The organism is Brevibacterium sp. SMBL_HHYL_HB1 (assembly GCF_018208375.1).
GTDB lineage: Bacteria > Actinomycetota > Actinomycetes > Actinomycetales > Brevibacteriaceae > Brevibacterium > Brevibacterium intestinavium.
In genome coordinates this window covers 918,273-945,243 of sequence record NZ_CP062936.1, presented here as the reverse complement: position 1 = coordinate 945,243, position 26,971 = coordinate 918,273, and the positions used below count along the sequence as shown (strand labels likewise).

The window sequence follows — 26,971 nt, the reverse complement described above, 5'->3', positions numbered from 1 at the left end:
CCCGCCCCGGTTCGGCCATCGCTCGCGGGCGCTCAGCGATTTCCCGCGGGTGCTCAGCGGGTGGCGTAGAGGTGCTCGGGCCGGCCGGTGCTGCCGTACTGGAGGGACACCGTGATGGTGCGGGCCTCGGCGAGCTTGGCCAGGTGCCGCTGCGCCGTGGCCCGGGAGGCACCGACGGCCTCGGCGACCTCGAGGGCCGTCATCGGCCCACCAGCCTCCTCGAGTGCGCTGAGGATCCGGCCCGTCGTCGACGACCCGGTCTGGCTCGTGCCCGTCCCGCCGACGGCCGAGGCGTCATGGAGATTGCGCAGCTGGCGTTCGAGGTCGGCCTGACCGACCTTCTCCCGCTCCCAGTAGCGGAGGAACCTGGCATAGCGGCGCAGGAAGGCCTGCAGCACCTCGGCGGCGAAGGGTTTGACGATGTAGGTCAGCGCCCCGGCCCGCAGCGAGGAGCGCACGACCTGCGGATCGGTCACCGCCGAGAGCACGACGGCATCGATATCGGTCTCACGGATGAGGTCGACGCCGGTGCCCTCGGGCAGCACATAGTCGACGAGGAGGAGGTCGACGTCCTGTTCGGCGATGACCTCCCGCGCCGAGGCGAGGTCCCGGACGGGTTCGAGCGCCGTGAACCCGGGCACCTCGTCGACGTAGCGGCAGTGGATCTGTCCGACGAAGAAGTCGTCATCGAGCACGAGAACATTGACCATCATCTCTCCTCGGATTGCTGTGAGTCGCTGTGCGGTGGCATATCGCCGTGTGCTGGAGAGTCACCGTGCACTGGCATATCGCCGTGCGCTGGAGTGTCGCCGTGCGGTGGGGTCTCGTCGAGGGCCTCGGGCAGGCGCATGCCGAAGCTCGCCCCGCCGAGCTCGGGGTCATGGCCGTCGATGAGCCACACGCGACCGCCTTCGCTCTCGGCCACGCGTCGGCTGAGCGCTAGACCGATGCCCAGTCCGTGACCGTCACCGGTTCCGGTCCCGGTCGTGAGCCCGACCCCGTAGTCCTGCGCCGAGGCGGCCGCAGCGGTGGAGAACCCCTCGTCGAAGATCCTCTCCTCGACATCCCCGTCGATGCCGTCACCGGTGTCGGTGACGACGGCATGGAGTTCGGGCCCCGAGCTCAGCAGCTGCACCTCGACCCGGTTGCCCTCCTCGGGCGGTCGGCGGGCGGCGACGGCGGCGCGGACGGCATTGTCGATGAGGTTGCCGAGGATGAGCGTGACGGACTCGGGGTCGCGGACCGTGCCCATGGTCAGCGAATCCGGGGTCACGGCCAGGCTCACCCCCGCCTCGGCGGCGGTGGTTCCCTTCGCCTCCAAGACGGCGCGCAGATAGACGTCGGAGAGGAGTTCGATGTTCTCGACCGGGGTGGTGATCGGCCCCGTGCCCAGCAGCGAGGCGAGGTAGGTGTGGGCCTCGTCGGTGGCGCCGGTGTCGACGAGGCCGAGCACGGTGTGGAGGCGGTTGGCGAATTCGTGGCGCTGCGTGCGCAGGGCCCGGGCCATGGCCGTGACGGATTCGAGCTGGCGGGCCATGGTCAGCATCTGGGTCTCATCGCGCAGGGTCACGACCCCGCCGACGGGGACCCCGTCGCGCTGGACCCGCACGACGGTGGCCAGGAGGATCCGCTCGCCGATGGTGATCCGCCTGCGCAGGGCGCCCTCGGCCGGAGCGTCGTCGACCATCGCCGTGATCTGCTCGGGCACGGCGATCGAGGAAGCGGACCGATCGTCCCCCGCCGAGGGGAGACCGAGCAGCTCCTCGGCGTTCGAATTGCTCAGGGTCAGCCGCCCCTCGGAGTCGAAGCCGAGCACACCGTCGTCGAGTCCGCGCAGCACCGCACCCTGGTCGCGGGCCATCTCTGCCAGCTCCTCGGGCCCGACGCCGAGGGTCGCCCGCCGCAGCCGGCGCCCGAGCATGACCGAGACGATGCCGGCCAGGGCCAGTGCCACCACGGCCACCGTGCCGAGCAGGACCAGTTCGCGGCGCACATCCGCATCGAGGATGGAGGCATAGATGCCGACCGAGACCTCGCCGACGACGGTCTCGCCATCGGCACTGGAATGGATCGGCACCTTGGCCCGCACCGTCTCCCCCAGCGTGCCCGATTCGTGGGACACGGACTCGCGGCCGGCCAGGGCCTCGGCCGGTGAGGTCGAGACCCTGTGGCCGATCTTCGACCGGTCGGGGTGGGTCAGACGGATCCCCCGGTCATCGGTGATCACAGCGAAGCTGATGCCCGACCGGTCCCGCAGGTCATCGGTGATGTCGAGCAGCGCGGACACGATCTCATCGTCCGGGGTCTCGGCGTGCTCGGCCGTGGCCTCGGTCGCGGCCTGCCGGACATCCGGGTCGATCGCCAGGGTTCGGGCGGTCGCCAGCGCCTTCGTCTCGGTCACCTCGGTGACGGTGCGCGCCCCGATCCATGCGAATGCCCCCGTCACCAGTGCGAGGGTGACGACGACGAGCGCGAGCTGACTGATCAGCACACGATGGGAGAACGATTGGCGGGGCCGGGGCACGCGCTCACTGTACGCACGGGTGAGCGCAATGCGCAAAAGGTGGTCAACGATCAGAACGCCATCAGTGCACACAAACGCGCGCGGCACGTGATCTGGACCCTACGGTGTTTCCAGCCTCACATTCGTCTTCGAAGGAGAAGCCCGTGCTCGTCATTCTCGGCTTCGCCATGATCGGCGTCTTCATGACCCTGATCATGACCAAGCGTCTCTCACCGATCCTGGCGCTCATCCTCGTGCCCACCGTCTTCGGCCTCTTCGCCGGGGCCGGGCTGGGCATCGGGAACATGGTCATGGATGCGATCGCCTCGATGTCGTCGACGGCGGCTCTGCTGCTGTTCGCGATCATCTACTTCGGCATCATGATCGACGTCGGCCTCTTCGACAAGCTCGTCGAGTTCATCCTCAAGGTCGCCGGTCACGACCCGGTCAGGGTCGTCCTCGGCACTGCCCTGCTCACCGGGGCCGTGTCCCTCGACGGTGACGGATCGACGACGTTCATCGTCGTCACCGCGGCCATGCTGCCCATCTATCAGCGCCTCGAGATGTCACCGGTCGTCCTCACCTGCGTGGCCGGACTCATCAACGGCACGCTCAACATCGTGCCCTGGGGCGGGCCGACGGCGCGGGCGTCCTCGGCGCTGCAGATCGAGGCCAACGACATCTTCGCCCCGATGGTGCCCTCCCTGATCGCGGGTCTGCTCGTGTGCCTCGTCTTCGCCTACTTCCTCGGCATCTCCGAACGGCGTCGTCTGGCCAAGAACGGAGTCGCCTGGGTCGAGGAGCGCGGAGCCGATCCCCGTCGAGAGCTCGTCGGCGCCGTGGCCGGAAACGCCACGGGCGCGGCCGGGCACATGTCCGCAACCGCGGCGGCCGGCTCGGGGCAGGCAGCGACTGCCGCGGCCTCGGACTCCGGCGCCGAGGCGACCGCAGGTGCCGGCCCAGGCCCCGCCGCAGGTGCCGGCGGACGCACCGCTGGCAGCACCGGCACCGCCGGCAGCGAGGACACCGGCTCCGGTTCGGCCCTGTCGAACACCGCACTGGACCCGAACCGGGCGAGCCTGCGGCCGAAGCTGTTCTGGTTCAATCTGGGCCTGACCGTGGTCGTGATGGTCCTGCTCATCGCCGATATCCTGCCGCTTCCGTACCTGTTCATGATCGCCACGGTCATCGCGCTCCTGGTCAACTTCCCGAAGATGAAGGACCAGCAGGAGGAGCTGGCCAGCCACGCTTCGGCGATCATCTCCGTGGTCGCCATGGTCATGGCCGCCGGCGTGCTCACCGGAATCATGTCCGGCACCGGCATGGTCGATGCGATGGCCGCCTGGCTCGTCGACGTCATCCCCGAGTCGATGGGCCCCTTCATGGCCGTCATCACCGGTCTGCTGTCGATCCCGATGACGTTCTTCATGAGCAATGACGCGTTCTACTTCGGCATCCTGCCCGTGCTCAGCGAGACCGCCGCCCACTTCGGCATCTCGGCCGCGGACATGGCGCGCGCCTCGATCACCGGCCAGCCGGTGCACATGCAGTCCCCGCTGGTGCCGGCGATTCTGCTGCTGGTCTCGCTGTCGGGTGTCGAGCTCGGCGACCATCACAAGAAGGTGCTGTGGCGGGCGCTCATCGTCGCCCTCGTCATGCTCGCGGTCGCCGTGGCGATCGGCGTCATCGGAATCGGCTGATCGGACCGGAATGACTGATCTCTATTCGACCCCGCACCGCCGCTTCCCCGCCCCGTCCCTGCGTGTGGCCGCATCACCGGGCATCGATGAGGCGGAGGCGACCGTGGTCCTCGCCCTCCGCCCCGACGCCACGCCGGCTGTGTGTCAGGAGGCGATCGCCGCGGCCCGACGTGAGAACGCGGGGCTGCGCGCGATCGTGTTCGACACGGACACGACCACCGCCCCGTCGACGTCTCCCCTGGCCGAGTGCACCCGCTTGGGTGCCGCCCTCGCCGAGGCGGGGCTCGAGTACGAGGTCCAACGCGTCGAATCCGATCTCGCCGAGCAGGTCCTCGACCTCGCGACGCAGCATGCGGCCCTGCTCATCGTCATGGCCGCCAAGCGCCGCTCGCCCGTGGTCAAACTGCTGCTGGGCTCGAGCGCCCAGCAGGTCATCCTCGAGGCCGAATGTCCCGTGCTGCTGGTGAAATGAGTCAGACCCCGCCGAGGCCGCGGCCCGGGGCCAGCGGTCCGCGCGGGTCGAGGAGGTCCTTGAGCTCCTGCAGTCCCGCCCGGCCCGGCAGCGGCCCCCACGCGTCGACCTCGTCCCATACCGAGGCCGGTGCGTGGACCAGCCGCGCGCCGAGGTGGTGCAGCCCGAAGGTCCGCAGGTGCTCGAGGACGACACGGGCGGCGATTCCCGGTTCGGTCTGCGGAGCACCGATCCCGAGTTCGAAGAACCCGGCCGCACTCCCCCGCAGCCGCAGCGGATAGCCGATCGCGTCCTCGAGCCGTGTCACGGCCGACAAAAGCCTCGGAACGAAATCCGGATCCACGGAGACGCTGATCGTCACGGGCACCCGGGCCCGCCGGCTCCACCAGTCCGGTCGCTGACAGAGAGAGGCGGCCGGGAAGCGGTCGAGGATGCGTCCGATATCGGCCTCGACGAGGTCCTCGTCGCCTTCGCACAGGGCGACGGTGGCCGGGGACGAACCGGGCGGGCGTTCGATGACGACCGCCGCCGGCGGCTGTCGGGCGCCGAGGAGTGCCGCGGCCGCCTCGGCGCCGGGGATCCACACGAACTGCTGGGCCGCCGGTCGCATGCTCAGTTCGATCTCGGCGGCGACGATGATCGCCCGCGTGCCCCAGGACCCGGTGAGAAGCCGCGGCAGCTCGCGACCGGCCAGAGCGGGGCTGAGCCCGTCGGCGGTGCGGGCGATGGTCCCGTCGGCACCGACGCTCGTCATCGACACCACGGTCTCGGCGAGTCGGGGACGGTGCAGGTGACGCGGACCGGCGGCGGCCGTGGCGATCATCCCGCCGAGGCTGGCCCCGGCCGCGATGCGATCATCGGGCAGGTCGGCGCGGACCTCCTGCCCGGATCGGGCCGCGAGTCCGTTGAGCGCCGAGAGCTTCGCTCCGGCCTCGGCGCGGACGGTCGGCCCGTCGGCGGGGCCCTCGGCCACCTCGGCGAGTCCGGTCATGTCGATGAGCAGTCCGGGGGTGGCGGCGGGCGGATGGTCATCGAAGGCGGTGCCGCCGCCGAAGACGGTCACCGTGCGGGACTCGGCGTGCGCCCGGGCCATGAGCTCGGAGAGTTCGGCGTTGCTGTCGGGACTGGCCAGTCGTGGCAGTTCGGCTGCGGTTCGGCTCATCCCCACCTCTGTCTGTGCTGTGTCGTCGCGTGTGTCGAGTGTAGCGAAGAACGCCCCCGAAGTCGGTGCGCTGGGCACGGATTTCGGAGGCGTTCGGCGTGGTCAGACCCCGCACCTCTGGCGTCGATCGGATGCGGGGCCACCGGTGCGGGCACCCGGCGGACTCGACTCAGGGCGAGCCGGCACCGGGCGGCTTCGGCGCCGGGCTGTACCGGCGCCGGGCGACTTCGACTCAGGGCATGCGGGCGTAGGCCGGCAGGGTGAGGAAGTCGACGTAGTCGGGAGCGATCGCGACCGAGACGAAGGTGTCGGTGGCGTCCTTCCAACCGGCGTCGTCACCGGGCAGCTTCGCGACCTCCTCGGCGACGATGCGCTCGACGAGGTCCTTGGTCACCTTCTCACCGGAGTCGAGGGTGACTCCGGCATCGAGCCACTGCCACACCTGGGACCGGGAGATCTCCGCGGTCGCGGCGTCCTCCATGAGGCCGTTGATGGCCACGGCGCCGTTGCCCTCGAGCCAGGCGCGCAGGTACTGGATGCCGACGGAGACGTTCGTGCGCAGTCCCTGCTCGGTCATCGACCCCGGGGTCGACTTGACGTCGAGGAGGTCGGCGGCGGTGACATCGACGTCCTCGCGCTTGTTGTCGATCTGGTTGGGCTTGTCGCCGAGGGTCTCGGTGAAGACCTCCCTGCACAGGGAGACCATGCCCGGGTGGGCGACCCAGGAACCGTCGAAGCCGTCGCCGGCCTCACGGGACTTGTCCTCGCGCACCTTGTCGAAGGCGGCCTTGTTCTCCGCCTCGTCCTTCGAGGGCACGAACGCGGACATGCCGCCGATGGCGTGGGCTCCGCGCTTGTGGCAGGTGCGCACGAGCAGTTCGGTGTAGGCGCGCATGAACGGCACGGTCATGGTCACGTCCGAACGGTCGGGCAGCAGGTAGTCGGAGCCGCGGGAGCGGAAGTTCTTGATCACGGAGAAGATGTAGTCCCAGCGGCCGGCGTTGAGCCCGGCGGAGTGCTCACGCAGTTCGTAGAGGATCTCCTCCATCTCGAAGGCCGCGGTGTAGGTCTCGATGAGCACCGTGGCGCGGATGGTGCCGCGGGCCAGCCCGAAGGCGTCCTCGGCGTGCTCGAAGACCTGGTTCCACAGGCGGGCCTCGAGGTGGGACTCCATCTTCGCCAGGTAGAAGTAGGGGCCGCGGCCCTTCTCGATCTGGACCTGACCGGCCGTGGCGAAGTAGAGGGCGAAGTCGACGAGCGAACCGGAGGTCTCCTCACCGTCGATGAGGATGTGCTTCTCGGGCATGTGCCAACCGCGCGGGCGCACCACGATGGTCGGCAGCTGATCGTCGGGGGCGAGCTTGTACTCCTTGCCCTCGGGTGAGGTGAAGTCAATCTCCCGGTTGAGCGAGTCGAGCAGGTTGATCTGGCCCTGGATGACCGAGTCCCACTGCGGGGTGTTCGCGTCCTCCTGGTCGGCCAGCCACACCTTCGCGCCGGAGTTGAGCGCGTTGATCGTCATCTTCTTGTACGTCGGTCCGGTGACCTCGACGCGACGGTCTTCGAGCCCCGGCGCCGGGGGCGCGACCTGCCAGCTGGGATCGTTGCGGATCTCAGCGGTCTCCGGCAGGAAGTCGAGGTCCTTGCCGTCGGCGATCTCGGCCTGACGGACCTTGCGTGCTTCGAGACGTTCGAGGCGGTCGCCGTTGAACTTGCGGTGCAGTTCGACGATGAGCTCGAGCGCCTTCGGGGTGAGGACCTTCTCTGCGCCATCCGGCAGTTCGCCGGTGATCTCCATCCCGGCCGGGATGTCCAGGTTCTCGATTTGAGCGGTCATCGGTGGTTCTCCTTAGTCAGCACTCGTCGTGCTGCGTCTCTGTCGGCACCAAGCGGTGCGTCTTCGTTCGCTGGCAACGGGGTTTGGCCTGCGAAACTTTCACATCGTGAAAATTTTTGTTCACACACCGAAAGAATATGAGGTGATGCACATCTCGTCAAACCTTATCGCCCTTCGAGACGGAGTGTCTGTTGACTCGAGCCGGTCACCTGGCACCATGAAGAGACGGACCTGTTTCGTGGGACCGCCTCCGGCGGCCGGGTCCGTGCCACGACGACCACGCGGCAATGACGCCGCAGATCGGACACACGATGGACAACCTCGCTGTTGCAGCCCTCCTGGCTCTGTCCCCGATCCTCCTGGCGGGGATCCTCCTCATCGGCTTCCGCTGGCCGGCCAAATACGCGATGCCCATCGGCCTCGTGGCAGCGGCCCTGGTGGCGAACTTCGCTTGGAAGATCGAATGGGTCACCATCGGCGCCTCGGTCGTCCAGGGCATCCTCGTGGCCATCGGTCTGCTGTGGATCGTCTTCGGCGCGGTTCTGCTGCTGGCCACGATCACCCGGTCGGGTGCGATCGAGACGATCCGCTCCGGGTTCATCGCGATCTCCCCAGACAGACGCGTGCAGGTCATCATCATCGCGTGGCTGTTCGGCTCCTTCATCGAGGGTGCTGCCGGCTTCGGCACGCCGGCGGCCGTCGTCGCGCCGCTCCTGCTCGCCCTGGGCTTCCCCGCCATCGCCGCCGTGCTGGCCGGTCTCATCATCCAGTCGACTCCGGTCAGCTTCGGTGCCGTGGGCACCCCGATGGTGCTGGGCATCGGTTCGGGGCTGTCGCAGGAGGACGGGTCGATGTCGGCCGATGTCGCCGAACGCGCCGGACAGCTCGGGCTCACTCAGGCCGAGTTCGTCGCCCACACCGCCACTCAGGTCGCCCTCATCCACGGCATCTGCGGCATCTTCATCCCGCTGCTGCTGGCGTGCATGATGACCGGGTTCTTCGGTGCGAACCGGCGCTTCGCCGACGGTCTGGCAGTCGCTCCGTTCGCCGTCTACTCGGCACTGGCGATGATCGTGCCCTACCTCATCGTGGCGAATCTGCTCGGGCCCGAGTTCCCGTCCCTGCTCGGCGGCCTCATCGGGTTGGCGATCGTGGTGACCACCTCGCGGATGGGCTTCCTCATGCCGAAGAAGACCTGGGACTTCGCACCTCGCCAGAAGTGGCCGGCCTTCTGGATGGGCACCGTCGACCCGAATAAGGAGAAAGCACAGCTTGAGAAGAAGATGTCGCTGATCCGAGCCTGGTCGCCCTACCTCATCGTCGTCGCTCTGCTGCTCATCACCCGCAACGTTCCGGCCATTCAGGACTTCCTCACCGGTCCCGCCGTGATCAAGATCGAGGGCATCTTCGGCACGCCGATCAATCAGGACATGGACCTGCTGTGGTCGCCGGGTGCGATCTTCGTCCTCGCCTGCGGCCTGACCTACTTCGTCCATCGGATGACGAAGAAGCGGATCGCCGGGTCCTGGAAGATCGCGGGTTCGCAGATCGCCAGCGCCGCTGTTGCCCTGCTGTGCTCACTGCCGCTGGTGCGCGTGTTCATCAACTCCGGCGCCGACTACAACGGAGCCGGGCTCGAGTCGATGCCGGTCACCCTCGCCGAGGCGGCCGCCTCCACCGTCGGTGACGCCTGGCCGCTGCTCGCTCCGTTCGTCGGTGCCCTCGGCGCGTTCGTCGCAGGATCGAACACGGTCTCGAACATCATGTTCTCGCAGTTCCAGTTCTCCACCGGCACCGCCATCGGCGCGGCCAGCCCCGAGACCGTGGTCGCGGCCCAGGCCGTCGGCGGAGCCGCGGGCAATATGGTCGCCGTGCACAACGTCGTGGCCGCCTCGGCGACGGTCGGTCTGGTCGGACGCGAGGGCGAGCTGATCCGGCGCACCTCGATCCCGATGCTCGTCTACTCGCTGGGCGCGGGTGCGATCGCCTTCGTCGGCCTCAACGGACTGGGGATGAATGCCGGAACGGTGATCCTGACCGCGCTCATCGTCGGTCTCGGCGTCGTCATCGTCCTGGTCCGGAGGTCTCCGGGCAAACCGCTGACCAGCGGCGACGACGAACCTGAACGCTCGGTCTCGGCCTGAACGCCGGAGTGCCCGCGGCCCGGAAGTCGGCGGGCCCGGTTGCCGGCGGGAAGGCCTCCCACGGGCCCGCTCGCTCAACGACCGCACGGTCCACACCCTCTCGTGCAACCGCTCGTGAGGTTATCGATACGAGGCTGCAGCGATAACCTGAGGCACCGTTGAACGAGCCGACGATGCACCGCGCTCCCGCCGAGTGGCTGAGCCAAGAGTCACCGACGATGCGCCGCGCGGCTCACTCATGCGCCAGATGTCTCCTGCGGGTGGATCCACTGCGATAATCGGTCGGATCTCGCAATGGATCCACCCGCAGGAGACTCAACGTCGCTCAGCGGCCGCCCCGCACAGAACTTCTGCCCCGAATACGCCAGCAGCGTGGTGCTCGGGCGGAAGCGCCCGTGCGCACCTCACTCAGAGGCACACACGGGCGCGGTCTCGCTCCATCCGGGCGCCTGTGGCGACTCGGCGAACAGGCGGCGGGCGGAACCGACTCAGACGATGACGACCATGGGAACGATCATCGGCTTGCGGCGCAGCTTCGAGGACACCCAGCGGCCGATCGTGCGGCGCACGACCTGCTGCAGCTGGTACTGGTCGACGGTTCCGTCACGGAGCGCATCCTCGACGGCCTTGGTCACCTTCGGCACGATCGTGTCGAAGACGTCATCGGATTCGGCGACACCGCGGGCGTGGATCTCGGGGCCGGCGATGAGCGACTTCGACTGCGAGTTCACGGCGATGAAGATCGTCACGAAGCCCTCTCCGGACAGGACCAGACGGTCCTTGAGGTCGGCCTCGGTGATCTCGCCGACAGACGACCCGTCGACGAAGACGTAGTTGCAGTCCACGGCGCCGACGACCTCGGCGCGGCCGTCCTTGAGGTCGACGACCCAGCCGTCATCGGCCAGGACGATGTTCTCCCGATCGACTCCGGTCGCCTCGGCGTGGCGGGCATTGGCCAGCAGGTGCCGCCACTCACCGTGGACGGGCATGACGCCGCGGGGCTTGACGATGTTGTACGAGTACAGCAGCTCGCCGCCGGAGGCATGGCCGGAGACATGGACCTTCGCATCGGCCTTCGAGATCACGCGGGCACCGAGCTTCATCAGGCCGTTGATGACCTTGAACACGGAGTTCTCGTTGCCGGGGATGAGCGAGGAGGCGAGGATGACGGTGTCGCCGTCGCCGACCTCGACGCGGTGGTTGCGATTGGCCATGCGCGACAGCGCTGCCATCGGCTCGCCCTGCGAGCCCGTGCACATGAGGACGATCTGGTCCTCCGGGTAGTCGTCGACCTTCTTGATGTCGATGAGCGTGCCCTGGGGCACGTCGAGGTAGCCGAGGTCGGCGGCGATCTTCATGTTGCGCACCATCGACCGGCCGACGAGAGCGACCTTGCGGCCGTGGGCGTCGGCGGCGTTGAGCACCTGCTGGACGCGGTGGACGTGGGAGGAGAAGGAAGCGACGATGATGCGGCGTTCGGCGGTGCCGAAGAGGTTCTCGAGCACGGGCCCGATGTCCTTCTCCAAGGCAGTGAAGCCGGGGACCTCGGCGTTCGTCGAGTCCGTCATGAACAGGTCCACGCCCTCCTCGCCGAGGCGGGCGAAGGCGCGCAGGTCGGTGATGCGGCCGTCGAGCGGCAGCTGGTCCATCTTGAAGTCGCCGGTGTGGAGGATGTTCCCGGCACCCGTGCGGATGAAGACAGCCAGAGCATCGGGGATCGAGTGGTTGACGGCGACGAACTCGAGGTCGAAGGGACCGAGCTGGTCGAGGTCGTCCTCGGCGACCACACGCGTGATGGGCTTGATCCGGTGCTCCTTGAGCTTGGCCTCGATGAGCGCGATCGTCAGCTTCGAGCCGAGGATCGGGATGTCGCCCTTGCGGCGCAGCAGATAGGGCACGGCACCAATGTGGTCCTCGTGGCCGTGGGTCAGCACGAGCCCGACGATGTCGTCGAGGCGGTCGTCGAGGTAGGAGAAGTCGGGGAGGATGAGGTCGACGCCGGGCTGGTCCTCTTCGGGGAAGAGCACGCCGCAGTCGACGACGAGCAGTTTGCCGTGGTATTCGAACACGGTCATATTGCGCCCGACCTCACCGAGCCCGCCGAGCGCGACGATGCGAACGGCCTCGCGATCCATCTTCGGTGGGCGGGACAGTTCTTGGGTCAATGCATTATTCACTGAGGTAACCACTCCTGGTCAATTGGGCGGTGACGAACGCCACCTGCTCCTCATCTGCTGGGAGCAGCGGCATGCGCACATCGCGGTTGTCGAGTATTCCTTGGGCCTGCAGAGCGGCCTTCGCCGAGATCACGCCCGGCATGTGGTTCATGAGCGCATCCACCACGTCCGCGGTTTGGCGGGACAGGGTGCGCGCGGTGTAGAGGTCGTTGTTCGCCACTGCTCGAACCATCGAGGCGAAGCGGTCAGAGCAGACGTGCCCGGCCACGGACACGAGCCCGAGCGCCCCGAGGGACAGCAGCGGAAGGTTGAGTGCGTCCTCGCCGGAGTAGTAGACGAGCGAGGAGTTGTTCATCACGAACGAGGAGGCGAAGAGGTCGCCCTTGGCGTCCTTGACCGCGAGGATGTTCGGGTGGTCGGACAGCCGCAGAAGCGTGTCCGTGATGATCGGGGCACCGGCGCGGCCGGGGATGTCGTAGAGCATGACCGGCAGGTCGGTCGAGTCGGCGGCGGCACGCATGTGCGCCTCGATCGCCGGCTGCGTCGGCTTCGAATAGTAGGGGGTGACGATGAGGATGCCGTCGGCTCCCGCGGCGGCCGAGCGCCGGGAGAGGTCGATGGTGTGGGCGGTGACGTTGTTGCCGGTGCCGGCGATGATCTTCGCCCGGTTGCCGATCACGCCGCGCACGACGTGGAGCAGTTCGATCTTCTCGTCATCGGTCGTCGTCGGTGATTCGCCGGTGGTGCCGGAGACGACGAGCATGTCGTTGCCGAGGGCGACGAGGTGGTCGGCCACCTTCTCAACGGCGGGATAGTCGATGGTGCCGTCGCTCTTGAACGGGGTCACCATTGCAGTGCCGACGGTACCGAACGCGTCAATTGCAGCGGCCGCTGCGCTGTCACCGAGAATCGCCATGGTTCAAGGATACCGTCCACATCGTCCGACGAGTGCAGTGGTCCACCCGCGTTGCGAGACGAGTTCTGCCCCACACCCGCACCGAGGCGACCCACCGCGCCCATCCGACGCCCGAGACCCGCTCGCGTGTCGAGGCGCAGATCACAGGCCATGCGGGGTGTGCGAGAAGATCACCCATTCTCTCCCGCCACATCCCCACAGGTTCCCCATCGACTTCGGCCCCAACGCTGCACAGCGTAATCCCCGTCGAGTCCGATCGAGCTTCGCCCGATGTGAGATTCAGATCACGGCCGACGACTGAATGCATAAGCTGGGATCCTACCCACCAGTGACTGCTCGAGACGAAAGAACACGATGAACCTCCTCGACCGAGGCAAGCTGTTCACCACTGAACCGGAACTCAATCGCGCATTGGCCTCTGAAATGAGGTTTGATCCCACTGCAACACAAACCCTGATGCGCGACATTATCGGCATCACGGGCACTGGACCTTTGGAGTCGGTGACCTGCGAACGAGCCGATCACGCGAATTTGGACATCCTCGTGACCTTTGAAAAGGCAAAGGTCGGTGTGGAGTGCAAGATCGGACACCAGCTCAGCCGGGCCCAGTGGGAGGCAGAACTCGAAGCCGTCGATCATCTCATCGCAATCGTCAAAGACACTTCCGACGTCCCTGAGGAGGCTGTATCTGCAGGTGTGCTCGTCTGCACATGGAGACGTGCTCTATCGGTGTTCCGAAACTCTCGGGTGGGGATCGACGATGTCAACATTCTGAACGACGAGAAAAGGATCGCCAGACGGCAACTGCTGTCAATGAATCTCAAGGACTCAGTGCCGGCCGGGTGGAGCTACGAGGAGAAAGATGGGGATGGCGGGTACCCGTCGGTAATCATCACCTCTGATTTTCTCGATTCTGATCGTCGACGATGGATCATCGTCCAGATCGAACGCAGCCGAAGCAGTGATGGGTATATTGCAAATGTCGGGGTGTCAGTCCACCCCGATGATTTCGGCCATTCTGCGACTGAGCCGGAATGGCTCCGGCTGGTGCGCGAACTCGGACGCTCGGTCGAACACTTCCTTGCTGGGACTGAATTTCCGATCTCCACGACCCCTGGCAAACACCGGCGGAACAAGGACGGTTCGCCATCACCCAGCACCTACAAGATTCAGGCGGCACGTGAGTTCAACCTTCCTCTGCACTATGCGACCGGCTACACCAACTCCTACATCGGAGTGAGGTCAAATCCGCTCACGGATGAAGATCTCGCTGCTGCGGGACGGCTGTTCCTTTCTGCGGCTCAAACGGCACGGAGCGACTTGGAGAAGTATCTCGCTGACGAACGCGACTGAGCATTTGTCGCGGCCGTGCTCAGGGCCTCGGGCACGTCCTTGAACCGCTCCTGCGGCTCGTCGCTGGGGGCCACGGCGCGCGGGGCCATGCCGCGCTGACCGTCCATGACCTCGGGGTGGAAGAGCCGGGCGAAGATCGTCGCACCGTGACGGTGGACCGCCTCGGCGACGGCGGTGTATCCAGCAGACGAGGAGCCCTCGGTGGCCATGAGGACGTGGTTGGGAACAGTTGAGACACGATCGTCATTGATGCATTCGAGAGTCTGCTGACCCTGTCATCGGCATCACCGTATTGTCAGCTTCTCATCCTCTATCCCACAGCAGCTGCAGCCCGGGATCGCACCTGGCCTGCGCCCGGAAGCCGTGAAGACGTGTGAGAATCATTGCATGAACTCTCACCAGGCGCACGGAGCAGACTCCGCGACCACCTCGGCGACCGTTCTCGACCGTCTCAGTCCGCGCGGTCGGCTCGTCGGACTCGATGTCGCCCGCGGAATCGCCCTGTTGGCGATGATGGTCACGCACATCTTCGCCCTCGGCGACGAGACCGGGATGCCGACCTGGGCGGCGGCCTTCGCCGGGCGCGCCTCCGCACTGTTCGCGGTGCTGGCCGGATGTTCGCTGGTGCTGTCGACGCGGTCGCGTCTGGCCGAGTCCGGGCGGCTGCGCGATGCCGCTCCCAGCGTGCTCATCCGGGCGGCGGCGATCGTGCTCATCGGCCTGTGCCTCGGGTCGATCTCGAGTCTGCTCGCGGTCATCCTCGTCAATTACGGCGTCATGTTCGCCCTGGCCCTGTTCTTCCTCCGGCTGCGGGCGAGCACCCTGTTCGTCCTCGCCGGGGTGTGGATGGTCCTGTCCCCCGTGGTGTCGATGATCGTGCGCTCCGAGTTCGGCCTCGAGCCCGGGTATCTGCCGCTGTCCTGGTTCGATCTGGCGACTCCGGGCCCGATGCTCACCGATCTGTTCCTCACCGGCTACTACCCGGTGCTGCAGTGGCTGTCGTATATTCTGCTCGGCATGGCCTTGGCCAAGCTCGACATCAACAGGCACCTTCTCGCGGTGTTCACCGCCGGTCTCGGGCTCTTCGTCCTCGGCCGCGGCGTGTCCTGGCTGCTGCTCAACCTCGCCGGAGGTGGGGCCGAGCTCGTCGACGTCTCCGAGTACTTCGGCACCGATCTCACCGCGGCCCTGTTCACCGGCAGCCACGGGGTGACACCGGCGACGTCCTGGTGGTGGCTCGCGATCGCCGGACCGCATTCGGGCACGCCGTTCGACCTGCTCTCGACGGGTGGGACGGCGCTGATGACGATCGCCGCCTGCCAGGCCGCGGCCGTGCTGCTGGGCCGGAAGTCGTGGCTGCTCGCGCCGCTGTCGGCGCCGGGGTCGATGCCGTTGAGCGTGTACTCCGCGCACGTGGTCTTCCTCGAGAGCACCCGGCCGATGATCGTCGCGCAGCCGTGGGAGGGCACCGGCACGGCGTCCGAGCAGACGTTGGAGTTCGCCATCCACGCGCTGACCTTTGTTCTCCTCCCCCTGCTCTGGAAGATGTTCGTCAATCCGCGCGGTCCGTTCGAGTCCGGCATCGCCGCCATCATCCGCTCGGCCACCCCGGTGCCTGCGGCACCGGCCGCGGCAGCCGAATCGTCGGGGCCGCCCGATTCTCCCGGAGCTCCCGAGTCTCCGGGCTCGCCCGATCCGAACGCGCCGAGGTGACCGGGTCTAGGCGCCCTGCTTCTGTCCTTCGCGGAAGAGGCTGATCGCCTTGCGCATCGTCGCTCGTGCCCGTTTGCGATCTCCGCTGGCGTCATAGGCGCAGGAGAGCCGGAACCAGGACCGCCAGTCCTCGGGGGCGGCCTCGGCCTCGGCCTGGTACTTCAAGAATTCCCTGTCAGCGGCCTCGCGGATGATCCTGCCGCCGGGGGTGCGGGGCAGATCGTCGACGGGCAGCCCGCCCTCGGCGCCGAGGATGCGGGCGAGCTTCTCCGTCCGGGCTCCGAAGATGAGTTCGACGATGAGCGTCCACGCGCCGATGACGGGCAGAACGAACAGGGCGATGCCCATGATGCGCGGGATGGGGTCGGGTTCGCGCACCAGGATCCACGCCCGCTGCCCCATGAGGACGAAGTAGAAGACGAGGACGACGGAGACGATGATCGCCCCGATCTTGGCCTTCGACATCAGAGGTCGAGCATGTTCTCGAGACCGTGGATGAGTCCCGTGTAGTCGGCGATCGAGCGCACCGCGGTGACGATTCCCGGCATGAACGCCGAGGTGGAGTGCGAGTCGGTGCGGATGGTCAGGGCTTCGCCGTCGGAGCCGAAATGGATCTCTTCGTGGGCATTCATGCCCTGCTGGCGGATGGCGTGGACGTGGATGCCGTCGATGACCGCTCCCCTGGCGCCGAGCGGATCGGATTCCGTGGAGTCGGGCACCGGCGGCAGACCGGCGGAGCTGCGGGCGGCCGCGATCCGCTGGGCGGTGTGGTTGGCCGTTCCCGATGGTGCGTCGAGTTTGCGGGTGTGGTGGGTCTCGACGACCTCGGCGGAGTCGAAGTAGGGGGCGGCGAGTTCCGCGAAGCGCATGGCCAGGACCGCCCCGATCGAGAAGTTCGGGGCGATGAGCACCGCAGTCTTCGGGTGTTCGGCGAGTGTGGCCTCGAGGCGGGTCAGACTGTCATTGTCCCAGCCGGTGGTGCCCACGACGGTGTCGATGTCGTGCTCGACGAGGAAGCGGACGTTGTCTTCGGTCGACTTCGGGACGGTGAGTTCGACGGCGACGTCGATGTCGGCATCGAGCAGGGTCTCGAGCGAATCGCTGCTGCCGAGGGTGGCGACGAGGTCGATTCCTTCGGCCTCGTTGATCGCCTCGACGGCGTGGGATCCCATGCGTCCCTTGGCTCCGATGACGGCTGCGCGAATGCTCATGTGCTCTGTCTCCTTGCTCGACGTTCTCCGCAGGACAGTCTAGCGACTGCCCGCTCGCCACCGCGCGTCCTCTCCTGCAGCAGACCACTTGACACCTCGACCTCAATTCAGCTGAGGCACCTTCCTCAGTCCATCCGAAGACGCGGGCCCGGGATGCGCGGGTCTGTGCTGAGCCGGGCGCAGACCTCGGTGTCGAAGCGGATGCCGTCGTAGAGCAGCTTCTCCCGCTCACGGCCTTCGACGAGGAAGCCGGCGTTCTTCGCCACCTTCGCCGAGGCGGGGTTGTTCGTGCGGTAGCCCAACTCGAGCCGATGGATGCCGAGGCCATCGTGCAGATGGTCCACGAAGCTCCGCAGGGCCGCCGATGTCAGTCCGGCGCCCCGTGCGGCGGCGACGATCCAGTAGGAGGTCCACGCGCTCGAGTGCCGACGTTCGATCCCGGAGGCCATGACATTGCCGACGATGCGCCGCTCTGGCTCGACGACGAGGACGTAGGCGCTTGCCGTCCCTGCCGTCTCGGCGCGGTGGATCTGTTCGATCCAGGCTCTGGCACCGTCGAGGCTGCGGTCATCGGGGATGTTGCCGGTCAGGTCCGCATCGGCGCTCGCATAGACCTCGGCCAGGGCGTCGGCGTCATCGGCCCGCCACGATCGCAGGAAGGCGTTCATCCTCCCACTCTACCGACGCGCGCCCCGCCGTACCCGTGCTCTGCCGACGCGCCCCAGACAGAATGACGGCGCCCGGATCCCGTATGCGAGGGATCTGGGCGCCGTCGGATTCAGCGCGGGAAGGACCGATCAGCCGAGGAGGAGGCCCTTGGTCTGAGCGACTGCGCGGTCGAAGCGTGCTCCGGCGTCGGCCCAGTTGACGATGTTCCACCAGGCCTTGACGTAGTCGGGCTTGACGTTCTGGTAGTCGAGGTAGAAGGCGTGCTCCCACATGTCGAGCTGCAGGACCGGGGTGCCGCCGAGCTGGATGTCCGACTGCTGGTCCTTGAGCTGCTCGATGAAGAGGTTTCCGCCGAGCTGGTCGTAGACGAGCACGGCCCATCCGGAGCCCTGGATCGTCGTCGCGGCGGTGGTGAAGTGCTCGCGGAACTTGTCGAACGAACCGAACTGGTCGTCGATGGCTGCGGCGAGTTCACCAACCGGCTTGTCTCCACCGTCCGGGGACATGTTGTTCCAGAAGATCGAGTGGTTGACGTGTCCGCCGAGGTTGAAGGCGAGATCGCGGGTCAGCTTCGGCACATTTGCGAGGTTGCCGCTCTCACGGGCTTCGGCCAGCTGTTCGGCCGCAGTGTTCGCACCCTTGACGTAGGTGGCGTGGTGCTTGTCGTGGTGCAGCTCCATGATGCGAGCCGAGATGTGCGGCTCGAGAGCGGAGTAGTCGTAGGGCAGTTCCGGAAGGGTGTACTGCTCAGCCATGAGATTCCTCCTGATCAGATTTGATGACCACCACATCGGTGGCTTCATTTCGACCCTATCCCAGGGTCTCATCTGCCACAACACGCGTCGGTTCGCGGCTATTCCAGATGACGTGAAGTGACTCACCCGAGATTGCGGGAGATGAGCAGCCGCATGATGTCCGAGGTGCCCTCCTCGATCTCCTCGAGTTTGGCATCGCGCATCCACTGCTCGAGGGGATGCTCCCGCGAATACCCCCAGCCGCCGAGGGCCTGCACGGCCGCCCAGGTGCAGAACATCGCTGTCTCCGAGGCGTTCAACTTCGCCATCGCCGCCGCCGTGGTCACTTCCTGTCGGCTGACCGCCTCCCCGGCGTCGATCATCCGCGCGGCGTTGAGCACCTGCAGCCAGGCGGCGTCGATGCGCGAGGACATATCGGCCAGGCGGAAGGCCACGGCCTGGTGGTCGATGATCGTCTTGCCGAATTGGGTGCGCTCCTGCGCATAGTCGCGGGCGTATTCGAAGGCCGCCCGGGCCGTGCCCAGGGCTGCGGCGCCGAGCACGACACGAGAGATGTCGAAGGTGCGCATGAGCCCGTAGAAGCCCTGCCCTTCCTCGCCGAGGCGGTTGTGTTCGGGCACGAAGGCCTCGGAGAAGAAGATCTCCCGGCACACGATGGCCCGCTGGCCCATCTTCTTCATCGGTGCCCCGAACTCCATCCCCTCGGTCTCGCGCGGCAGCAGGAACGCCGAGACCCCGCGTGAGCGCTGCGAGGGATCGGTCTTGGCGAAGACGACATAGCAGTCGGCCAGGCCTGCGTTCGAGATCCACGCCTTCTGCCCATCCAGCAGGTATCCCCCGTCGACGGCTGTGGCCCGAGTGATGATCGAGGCCGAATCGGAGCCCGAGCCCGGTTCGGTCGTGGCCAGGGACGTGATCTTCGGGTCCTCCCCGGTCAGCGGCCGCAGCCAGGCTTCCTTCTGCTCGGGTGTGCCGAGGGCGAGGATCGGGTCGGCGAAGAACCCGTTCGAGCACACGAAGTTCCCGATCCCCGGGTCGCCGAAGCACAGCTGCTCCTGGACCAGGCATTGGGTGAAGACGTCGGTGAAGCCGCCTCCGCCGTACTCCTCGGGGATCATGAAGTCCGTGATACCGAGCTTCGCGGCGGCGCGGAAGATGTCGACCGGTGATTCGGTGTCGGCTTCGTCGACGCGGCGACCGGCGGGCCGGATCGTGTCCGCGGCGAAGGCCCGGCACAGATCGAGGATGTCCCGCTGCTCATCGGACAGCGGCCAGGGGGTGTAGCTCATGTTCGTGCCTTTCGGTTCGACCGGGTGCTGGTCGGCAGCGGGTGCCCGTGCCTGCGTTCAGCCACCGAGCATGTCCTGACTCGCTCGCGAGCGCTCGGTGATGTGGATGAGGGTGGGGCCGTCACGACCGTCGGCGTCGTTGAGGGCGGTGAGCAGTTCGTCCGGTCCCTCGGCGTGGATGCCGTGGGCGCCCATGGCCTGCGCCAGGGCCGGGAAGTCCGGCCCGGTCAGCGCCACCCCCGAGGGTGCGTCGCCGCGGTCGGCCATCTCATTGCGGATCTCGCCGTACCCGCCGTTGTCGACGATGATGAGGGTCAGCTTCACTCGTGCCTGGACGGCGGCGGCGAGTTCGGCGATCGTGAACATCGATCCCCCATCGCCCTCGACGGCGATCACGCGCGCCTCGGGGGCGGCGATCGTGGCCCCGATGCCCGCGGGCAGACCGTAGCCGAGCGTTCCCGCTCCCGCCGGGTAGAGGAAGCGGTCGCCGCGGCGCGCCGTCCACCCGGTCTGGACGCCGTAGTAGCAGGCCATCGTCGAGTCCGCGGCGATGACGATCGGTCCCGCCACCGAGGCGGTGAAGGCGTTGAGCGCCTCCGTCAGCCCCGCCCAGGGTGCCCCGTCCCGCTCCACCGCCGAGGCGGCCGCATCCTTCCAGCCTCGCCGCCAGTGCGCGGCCGCCTCCGTGTCCTCGGCCGCGCGCCGGCCGTCGAGCGCGACGGCCAGCCGCGCGGTCGCGGGCCGGGCATCGGCGAGGATCGGGTGGGAGACATCCGCGTTCGTGAGCATCTGCACCTCGTCGATGTCGATGCGCACCACGGTGTCCGGCAGCGGCAGAGGCTCGGGCCAGAAGTCGCTGGAGGCCAGCTCGGTGCCGACCGCGATGACGGCATCGGCGTCGGCGGTCAGCTCCGGCAGCAGTTCGAGGAAGCCGATGGCGCCGAGGCTGTGCTCGCCGTCGTCGTCGATGACGCCCTTGGCGTTCGAGGACAGGATGATCCCGGCGCCCAGGGCAGCCGCCAGCGCCTCGATCTCCTGGCCCGCCCCGCGGGCTCCGGCGCCGGCGATGATGAGCGGTCGGCGGCAGGCGGCGAGAGCCTCGGCGGCGGCGTCGATCCGGTCGGCGTCCGGTGTCGGCAGCGGTCGGGTCACCGACGGGTGGGACCGGCCGGGCCCGGTGGCCTCGATGAGGTCGAGGGGGATCTCGATCGCTGCGGGCCGTGTGCGGCCGGCGCGCATAGCCGACAGCGTCTGTCCCACGGCCAGGGACACCTCGCCCGGGCTGGTGACCCGGTGGACCTCGGTGAGCACGGCGGCCAGTGCGCCGGACTGGTTGCGGACCTCGTGGAGGAGGCCGTTGCCGCGGCCGGGGTGGCTCAGCGGCATGCCGGGGCAGATGAGGAGCACGGGCACGGAATCGGTGAAGGACTGGAGCAGGGCCGTGAGCGCGTTGAGCACGGCCGGTCCGGTGGTGGTGACGACGACGTTGACCTCACCGGTCAGGCGTGCCGCACCGTCGGCCATGTAGCCGGCCCCCTGTTCGTGCCGGGGTGAGACGATGTCGATGCCCTCGGCCGACAGCCGGGCGAAGATCTCGAGGTTGTGGGTCCCGGGTATCCCGAACACCCGTGTGATGCCCTCGGCCTTCAGTGCCCGGGCGAGGTGTGCGCCTCCGGTGATGTTCGCCTGTTCCATTTCACTCCTTGGTGGTGTCGGTGACGACGAGTGCGTCGACGGCCAGTGCCCCGGATTCGGCGACACGGACCGGGTTGATCTCGATCTCGGCGATCTCATTGTTCGAGGCGATGAGCCGGGAGACGGCGACGATGGCCTCGGCGAGCCCGTCGAGGTCGGCCGCCGGTCTGCCGCGCCAACCGGTGAGCAGGCGGTAGCAGGTCAGCCGGGAGATCATCTCGAGGGCCTCGGTGTGGGAGACGGGGGCGAGTTCGAGCCACGTGTCGCCGTAGAGTTCGGTCTCGGTTCCGCCGGCGCCGACCATGACGATGGGCCCGAAGTTCTCGTCCCGGCGTCCGCCGACGAGGATCTCGACGACGGCCTCGCGTGAGTCCATCTCCTCGAGCACGTACTCGCCCTCGCCGAGGCGGGCGACCATGTCCGCATGAGCGCCGGCGACGGCGTTCGTGTCGGCCAGTCCCAAGGCGATGCCGCCGACCTCGGTCTTGTGGGCCAGCCACCCGGCCTTGAGCGCGAACGGCGGGGTGAGTCCGGAGTCGGCGATCACCTCGGCGAGGTCGTCGCCGCGGCCGAGGGTCACGGCAGCGGGCACGGGCACTCCGGCGGCGGCGATGGCCTCCCGTGCGGCCGCATACCCGGTCCCCCACGGGGTGATGGGTCCGGAGAGTTCGTGGGCGTCGGTGATCCGGCCGGCGTGGGAGGCGTAGAACCCGGCCCGGGCGAGCACGCGCATCGCGGCCTCGATCGAGGCGTAGGACGGGATACCGCGTTCCCACAGGCCGGCCACGGCTTGGGAGTCGGCGCTCATCGAGTGGACGATGAGCGGTTTGCGGTGGCCGCTGACGATGTGCCCGAGGCGGTCGACCTCGGCGAGTTCTGTCTCGAGCAGTTCGGGGATGTCCTCGCCGTAGCAGCCGAAGTAGCCGCTGAGGACGACGGCGTCGATCGTCTCATCGGCCAACAGCTCGCCGACGAGGCTCGAGTACACGGACAGGTCCTTCTCCCCCGCTCCGTCGAGATCGAGCGGATTGTCGACGCCGGCGGACTCGGGCAGGTGGGCGGCCGCCTTCTCGGCGGTGGCCGGGTCGAGGATCTCGACGGACAGGCCGAAGCCCTCGGCCGTGTCCGCGGCGATGGCGCCCTGACCGCCGGAGTCGGAGACGATGGCGATCCGTCGGGCGGCCGGAAGCCAGGAGGAGGCGAAGAACCCGGCGAGTTCGACGACCTCGCCGGGCGTCGAGAGTCGAATGGCTCCGGCGGCTCGGCAGGCAGCGTCGACCGTGTCGATCGCCGAGGTCAGCGACCCGGTGTGGGACTTCGCCAGCCGAGACCCGGCGGTCGAGGACCCGGTGGTCAGGATCATCGTCGGCTTGCCCGCCGCCCGCAGGGCCTGCATCGCCTGCACGAGCTCGTGGCCGCCGGTGAAGGACTCGAGGTAGATGACGACCTGGGCGGTGTCGGGATCGTCGACGAGGGAGTCGAGGATCTCCGCGGCGCGGACATCGGATTGTCCGCCGATCGAGGCGAACCGGGAGATGCCGAGTCCGCTGCGGGCCGAGAGCGTGGCGATCTCGGTGCCGAGCTGCCCGGACTGAGTGACCACAGCCAGTGAGCCGGGCGTGAAGTGGCCCCAGGCCAGCAGCAGCTCATGGGCCGAATCGACCAGTCCCAAGGAGTTCGGGCCGATGAGGCGGGCACCGGCGGCGATGATCCGGGCTGCGAGGTCCTCGGCGTTCGGCACGCGGGCGGAGATGATGAGGAAGGCGCGCACGCCGGCGGCCAGGGCCTCGTCGACGGCGGCGGGCACGGCGGGTCCGGGAATGGAGATGACGAGCAGTTCGGGGATCTCGGGCAGCTCGGACAGATGCGCGAACGTCGGTCGGCCCTGGATCGAGGCGGCCCGGGAGTTGATGAGGTGGACGCGGCGCCGGTGCGCACCGGTCAGCGCACCGGCCGAGAGCCAGAACCCCCATTTGCTCGGATCGTTCGATGCTCCGAGGACGGCGACGCTGCCGGGATCGAAGAACGCCTCCATGACGCTAGCGCCGGTCCGCTGCGGCAGTTTCGGTGCCAGGTGCCCAAGCCCCGCCGGTGCCGGATCCGGCGACCGCGTCGGTGCCAGGCACCACGTCGGCGTGGAGGGACGCGAGGTTCGCGTCGACCTTGGCCTGGGCGGCCCGGCGCGGGCTGATGCCCTGATCTGCGGCCGCATCGAGGACCTCGGTGGTGAGTTCGCGCAGGGTCGTCGTCACGAGTTCGCGGCTGTCGGCCCAGCTGCCGTCGACATCGCCGAAGGTCACCCACCACCACCAGGCATTGGTCGCCGAATTCGCGAGGAAGTCGGGCACGACGGTGACTCCGGACTCCCGCAGCCTCTCCTCGGCCTCGGGCAGCACGGGCATGTTCGCGGCCTCGACGATGAGGCCGGCGCGGATGGCCTCGCAGTTGTCAGGGGTGATCGCATAGCTGACGGCGGCGGGGATGAGCACTTCGGCCTCGGCGGCCAGCCAGTCGTCGCGGTCGCCGTCGTGGTCGGCCGCGCGCAGTGCACAGCGGTCGATTCCGCCGAAGGCGTCGCGGGTGGCCAGAAGCGTCTCGACGTCGAGACCGTCGGGGTTCGAGACGAACCCGTCGGCATCGGCGATGCCGACGATGCGCACTCCGGCCTCGGCGAGGAACCGTGCGCTGGCTCCGCCCATCGACCCGAATCCCTGGATCACGGCCCGGCAGTCGGCCGGATCCTGTCCTGCGGCGTCGAGAGCGGCGATCGCCGAGGCGGCCACGCCGAGTCCTCCGACGAGCTCGTCCTGGGCCACGCCGTCGACGACGGTCTCGAAGGCGGTCGTCGATCGGGCGGCGGCCGCCTCGGGCTCGGTGATGAGTTTGTCGACGGCGGACAGTCCGGAGCCGAGACCGCGGCGGGCGATGATCTCGTCGATGTCGCTCTGCCGGACTCCGAGGTCTTCGCCGAGGGCCCAATAGGTGCGCATGATCGGGGCTATGGCGACGAGGAACCGTTCGAGGATGTCCTTGGCTCCCTCGGCGCAGGGGTCGAAGTCGATGCCGCCCTTGGCACCGCCGACGGGAACGTAGTGGCGGCCCTCCCTCAGGTGGATGGCCTCCTTGCGGGTCATGCCCTGGGCCAGGCCGCGCACCTCCTCGAGGGTGCAGCCCTTGCGCATGCGCAGACCGCCCGAGGCGGTGTCACGGACGAGGGTGTCGATGACGACGAAGCCGTGGACTCCGGTGACTGGATCCTGCCAGGTGATGTCCATGAACAAAGTGCGGCTCCCAGGGACTGAAACGGAAATTTACTGAATAGCGGTTCAGTAGCGTGTATGCCCTAGTCTGGTGCTCGGCAGGCGTCCGCGTCAAGAGGGGGCGAGGCCGGTTCAGCCGAGCTCACTCGTCAGGAAATCGTCGACCCAGGCCGCCAGCTGTTCGGGTCCCACGGTTTCCGGGTTGAACAGCAGCTGCACAGCGAGTCCGTCGAGATAGGCGAGGATCCTCGTGGCGCAGGCTCCGGAATCGGCACTGCGTACGGTGACCTCACCTGCCTCGAGGCCCTCGACGATGAGGTCGGCGAGAACCGTCTTCCACTCCTGGTCGAGAGCCGAGAAGGTCGCTTTGAGATCGTCGTCGAACAGTCCGGCCGACCAGCCGTCGATCCAGATCTTCCAACTGCGTGTCGAACCAGCCGGCATATACCAGCCGATGACCTCACGCAGCCGCTGCCGGGCCGAACCCGGGCCGGCGGCGAGCTCTCGGGCGTGTTCGAGGTCGCTGCGGCCGGCATGGTCGAAGGCGGCGGCGACCAGCGCCTCCTTCGTCGCGAAGTGGTAGATGACGAGACTCGCGCTCAGGCTCAGACGATCGGCGACATCGGCCACCCGCAGGGTCCGCAGTCCCGTGGCTTCGATCTCCTCGATCGTGGCGGCCAGAATCTCCTCGCGGCGAATCTCAGCGCTCTTCCTCGTCATGTCTCCCCTGTCGCTGCTGTACGGCCAGTCTAGGACGTTCGACCCTGCCCCGGTTCCGTCTGAGGGCAGGGACGGGCTCAGCGCCGGCCCCGGTCACCGCATCAGGGCAGCTCGACCGCGGCGGACGGGCCGACCATGGCCAATGCCTTCGGTTCGGCCAGCAGCCGACCGGCCATGTCGCTGACCTCGTCGGCGGTGACCGAGCGGATCCGCTCGATGAGGTCCAAGGGCGCTTCGAGCGGCAGGCCGAAGATCTCCGACCTCGCCAGCCGATTCATCCGCGCCGCCGAGGACTCGAGTCCGAGGACCATCGACCCCGACAGCTGGGAGACGATCTCGTCGAGCTCGGATCGGCTCGGTGCCTCCTGGGCCAGTCGATCCCATTCGGCCAGGGCCAGGTCGACGACGGCCTGAGCGTTCTCGGCTGTGCATCCGGCGTAGATGCCGAAGGTGCCGGAGTCCGTGAATTGGCTGGCCACGCAGTTGACGGCGTAGGCCAGTCCGCGCTCCTCGCGCACACTCTGGAACAGCCGCGAGGACATCCCGCCGCCGAGCATCGTCAGCAGCACGGAATAGACGAACCGATCGTCGTGGCCTTCTTCCAGGCCTTCGCAGCCGAGCAGGATGCCCAGCTGTTCGGTGTCCTTGACCGTATGAGAGGAACCCGCCTGGAAGACCGGGGCCCGACGGCTCGCCCCGCCCAGATGCGCGCCTGCTTCGACCCCGTCGGCCGACCATGCGCGTGATCCCAGGCCCGCCTCGGCGAGGGCGTCCTCGACCATCCTCAGCACCTCCTCGTGGGTGGCGCCTCCGGCCGCGGCGATGACCAGACGCGGCGGGATGTAGGTCGAACAGTAGTGGTCGGTGACCGTGTGGTGGCCCAGCGCGCGGATCTGATCCTTCGTCGCCCCGACCGGCCGGGCCAGGGGATGCTCACCGAACACGAGGGCGTCGAAGTCGTCGAAGAGCACATCGGAGGGATCATCGGCCGACATCGCGAGCTCTTCGATGATGACACCGCGCTCACGCTCGAATTCGTCGACGTCGAGTTCGGCGTTCGAGACCATGTCGAGCAGCAGGCCCGTGATGCTCGGCAGATCCGTGACCAGGCACCTCGAGTAGTAGCAGGTGAGCTCCTTGGCCGTGATCGCGTTCGCATCTCCCCCGGTGCGGTCGAAGGCCGCGGCGATGGTCTTCGCGTCCTTCGTCGCAGTGCCCTTGAACAGCATGTGTTCGAGGAAGTGCGTCGAGCCGGCGGTCTGCGCGGATTCGTCGCGGGACCCGGCCGCGACCCAGATGCCGATCGTCTCCGAGGCCAGGCCCGGCATGTGTTCGGTCGTCAGCGTCAAACCACCGGGGAGGACAGACCGATCGATTCGGCTGCCCTCCCCGGTG

At 67.8% G+C, this 26,971-nt stretch carries 22 protein-coding genes; 5 read left to right on the top strand and 17 right to left on the bottom strand.

Annotation, left to right across the window (positions count from 1 at the left end):
• Window positions 1–53 precede the first annotated feature (53 nt).
• A complete protein-coding gene (locus IG171_RS04490; protein ID WP_249204052.1) occupies window positions 54–713 on the bottom strand; it encodes a response regulator in 660 nt (219 codons plus the stop codon).
• A complete protein-coding gene (locus IG171_RS04485) occupies window positions 710–2,524 on the bottom strand; it encodes an ATP-binding protein (RefSeq protein WP_212130189.1) in 1,815 nt (604 codons plus the stop codon). The genes IG171_RS04490 and IG171_RS04485 overlap by 4 nt, the downstream gene beginning before the upstream one ends.
• A 143-nt stretch (window positions 2,525–2,667) precedes the next feature.
• On the opposite strand from IG171_RS04485, the gene IG171_RS04480 reads away from it, so the two are divergent.
• A complete protein-coding gene (locus IG171_RS04480; RefSeq protein WP_212130187.1) occupies window positions 2,668–4,203 on the top strand; it encodes an SLC13 family permease in 1,536 nt (511 codons plus the stop codon).
• Between the two features lie 10 nt (window positions 4,204–4,213).
• On the top strand, window positions 4,214–4,675 hold the full coding sequence (locus tag IG171_RS04475; RefSeq protein ID WP_212130185.1) for a universal stress protein: 462 nt from the start codon (window positions 4,214–4,216) through the stop codon (window positions 4,673–4,675).
• Window position 4,676: 1 nt separating this feature from the next.
• Here the strand turns inward: IG171_RS04475 and IG171_RS04470 are convergent, their stop codons facing one another.
• Both IG171_RS04470 and aceB read right to left on the bottom strand, forming a co-directional pair.
• Window positions 4,677–5,837, bottom strand: a complete 1,161-nt coding sequence (locus IG171_RS04470; RefSeq protein ID WP_212130183.1) for an FAD-binding oxidoreductase — start codon at window positions 5,835–5,837, stop codon at window positions 4,677–4,679.
• Between the two features lie 232 nt (window positions 5,838–6,069).
• Window positions 6,070–7,674: a malate synthase A gene (aceB, locus tag IG171_RS04465; RefSeq protein WP_212130181.1), complete on the bottom strand. Its 1,605-nt coding sequence runs from the start codon at window positions 7,672–7,674 to the stop codon at window positions 6,070–6,072.
• A gap of 287 nt (window positions 7,675–7,961) precedes the next feature.
• Between aceB and IG171_RS04460 the strand changes: the two genes are divergently transcribed.
• Window positions 7,962–9,818 carry an L-lactate permease gene (locus IG171_RS04460; RefSeq protein ID WP_349252140.1) on the top strand — a complete coding sequence of 619 codons (1,857 nt, stop codon included), beginning with the start codon at window positions 7,962–7,964 and terminating at the stop codon, window positions 9,816–9,818.
• A gap of 488 nt (window positions 9,819–10,306) precedes the next feature.
• Here the strand turns inward: IG171_RS04460 and IG171_RS04455 are convergent, their stop codons facing one another.
• Together IG171_RS04455 and dapA are read right to left on the bottom strand one after the other, a co-directional pair.
• Window positions 10,307–11,953 carry a ribonuclease J gene (locus IG171_RS04455; protein ID WP_212131532.1) on the bottom strand — a complete coding sequence of 549 codons (1,647 nt, stop codon included), beginning with the start codon at window positions 11,951–11,953 and terminating at the stop codon, window positions 10,307–10,309.
• Between the two features lie 34 nt (window positions 11,954–11,987).
• The gene (dapA, locus tag IG171_RS04450) at window positions 11,988–12,911 is read right to left on the bottom strand and encodes a 4-hydroxy-tetrahydrodipicolinate synthase (protein ID WP_212130179.1); all 924 of its coding nucleotides are present in this window, start codon (window positions 12,909–12,911) and stop codon (window positions 11,988–11,990) included.
• 354 nt (window positions 12,912–13,265) lie between these two features.
• On the opposite strand from dapA, the gene IG171_RS04445 reads away from it, so the two are divergent.
• Entirely contained in the window at window positions 13,266–14,264 is a 999-nt protein-coding gene (locus IG171_RS04445; RefSeq protein WP_212130178.1) for a hypothetical protein, read from the top strand.
• Here IG171_RS04445 and IG171_RS04440 read toward each other — a convergent pair.
• Window positions 14,213–14,473 carry a hypothetical protein gene (locus tag IG171_RS04440; RefSeq protein ID WP_249204051.1) on the bottom strand — a complete coding sequence of 87 codons (261 nt, stop codon included), beginning with the start codon at window positions 14,471–14,473 and terminating at the stop codon, window positions 14,213–14,215. The genes IG171_RS04445 and IG171_RS04440 overlap by 52 nt on opposite strands.
• Window positions 14,474–14,651: 178 nt before the next feature.
• On the opposite strand from IG171_RS04440, the gene IG171_RS04435 reads away from it, so the two are divergent.
• On the top strand, window positions 14,652–15,977 hold the full coding sequence (locus tag IG171_RS04435; RefSeq protein WP_212130176.1) for a heparan-alpha-glucosaminide N-acetyltransferase domain-containing protein: 1,326 nt from the start codon (window positions 14,652–14,654) through the stop codon (window positions 15,975–15,977).
• A 6-nt stretch (window positions 15,978–15,983) separates the two neighbouring features.
• Here IG171_RS04435 and IG171_RS04430 read toward each other — a convergent pair whose 3' ends face one another.
• The 10 genes from IG171_RS04430 to IG171_RS04385 all read right to left on the bottom strand — a co-directional run bounded on the left by IG171_RS04430 (window position 15,984) and on the right by IG171_RS04385 (window position 26,925).
• A complete protein-coding gene (locus IG171_RS04430; protein ID WP_212130174.1) occupies window positions 15,984–16,442 on the bottom strand; it encodes a tetratricopeptide repeat protein in 459 nt (152 codons plus the stop codon).
• Entirely contained in the window at window positions 16,442–17,188 is a 747-nt protein-coding gene (dapB, locus tag IG171_RS04425; RefSeq protein WP_212130172.1) for a 4-hydroxy-tetrahydrodipicolinate reductase, read from the bottom strand. Before dapB ends, IG171_RS04430 begins: the two co-directional genes overlap by 1 nt.
• A 125-nt stretch (window positions 17,189–17,313) precedes the next feature.
• A complete protein-coding gene (locus IG171_RS04420; protein ID WP_212130170.1) occupies window positions 17,314–17,856 on the bottom strand; it encodes a GNAT family N-acetyltransferase in 543 nt (180 codons plus the stop codon).
• A gap of 129 nt (window positions 17,857–17,985) precedes the next feature.
• The gene (locus IG171_RS04415; protein WP_025777267.1) at window positions 17,986–18,612 is read right to left on the bottom strand and encodes a superoxide dismutase; all 627 of its coding nucleotides are present in this window, start codon (window positions 18,610–18,612) and stop codon (window positions 17,986–17,988) included.
• A gap of 122 nt (window positions 18,613–18,734) precedes the next feature.
• Window positions 18,735–19,901: an acyl-CoA dehydrogenase family protein gene (locus IG171_RS04410; RefSeq protein ID WP_212130168.1), complete on the bottom strand. Its 1,167-nt coding sequence runs from the start codon at window positions 19,899–19,901 to the stop codon at window positions 18,735–18,737.
• Window positions 19,902–19,958: 57 nt separating this feature from the next.
• Window positions 19,959–21,596: a thiamine pyrophosphate-binding protein gene (locus IG171_RS04405; protein WP_212130166.1), complete on the bottom strand. Its 1,638-nt coding sequence runs from the start codon at window positions 21,594–21,596 to the stop codon at window positions 19,959–19,961.
• Window position 21,597: 1 nt separating this feature from the next.
• The gene (locus tag IG171_RS04400) at window positions 21,598–23,631 is read right to left on the bottom strand and encodes an acetate--CoA ligase family protein (RefSeq protein WP_212130164.1); all 2,034 of its coding nucleotides are present in this window, start codon (window positions 23,629–23,631) and stop codon (window positions 21,598–21,600) included.
• Between the two features lie 4 nt (window positions 23,632–23,635).
• Window positions 23,636–24,871 (bottom strand): Glu/Leu/Phe/Val dehydrogenase dimerization domain-containing protein, encoded by a 1,236-nt coding sequence (locus IG171_RS04395; protein WP_249204050.1) that lies wholly within the window; start codon window positions 24,869–24,871, stop codon window positions 23,636–23,638.
• Window positions 24,872–24,988: 117 nt separating this feature from the next.
• Window positions 24,989–25,576, bottom strand: coding sequence for a TetR/AcrR family transcriptional regulator (locus IG171_RS04390; protein ID WP_249204048.1), 588 nt, complete (start codon window positions 25,574–25,576; stop codon window positions 24,989–24,991).
• Between the two features lie 101 nt (window positions 25,577–25,677).
• The gene (locus IG171_RS04385) at window positions 25,678–26,925 is read right to left on the bottom strand and encodes a pitrilysin family protein (RefSeq protein WP_349252139.1); all 1,248 of its coding nucleotides are present in this window, start codon (window positions 26,923–26,925) and stop codon (window positions 25,678–25,680) included.
• Between the last annotated feature and the right edge of the window lie 46 nt (window positions 26,926–26,971).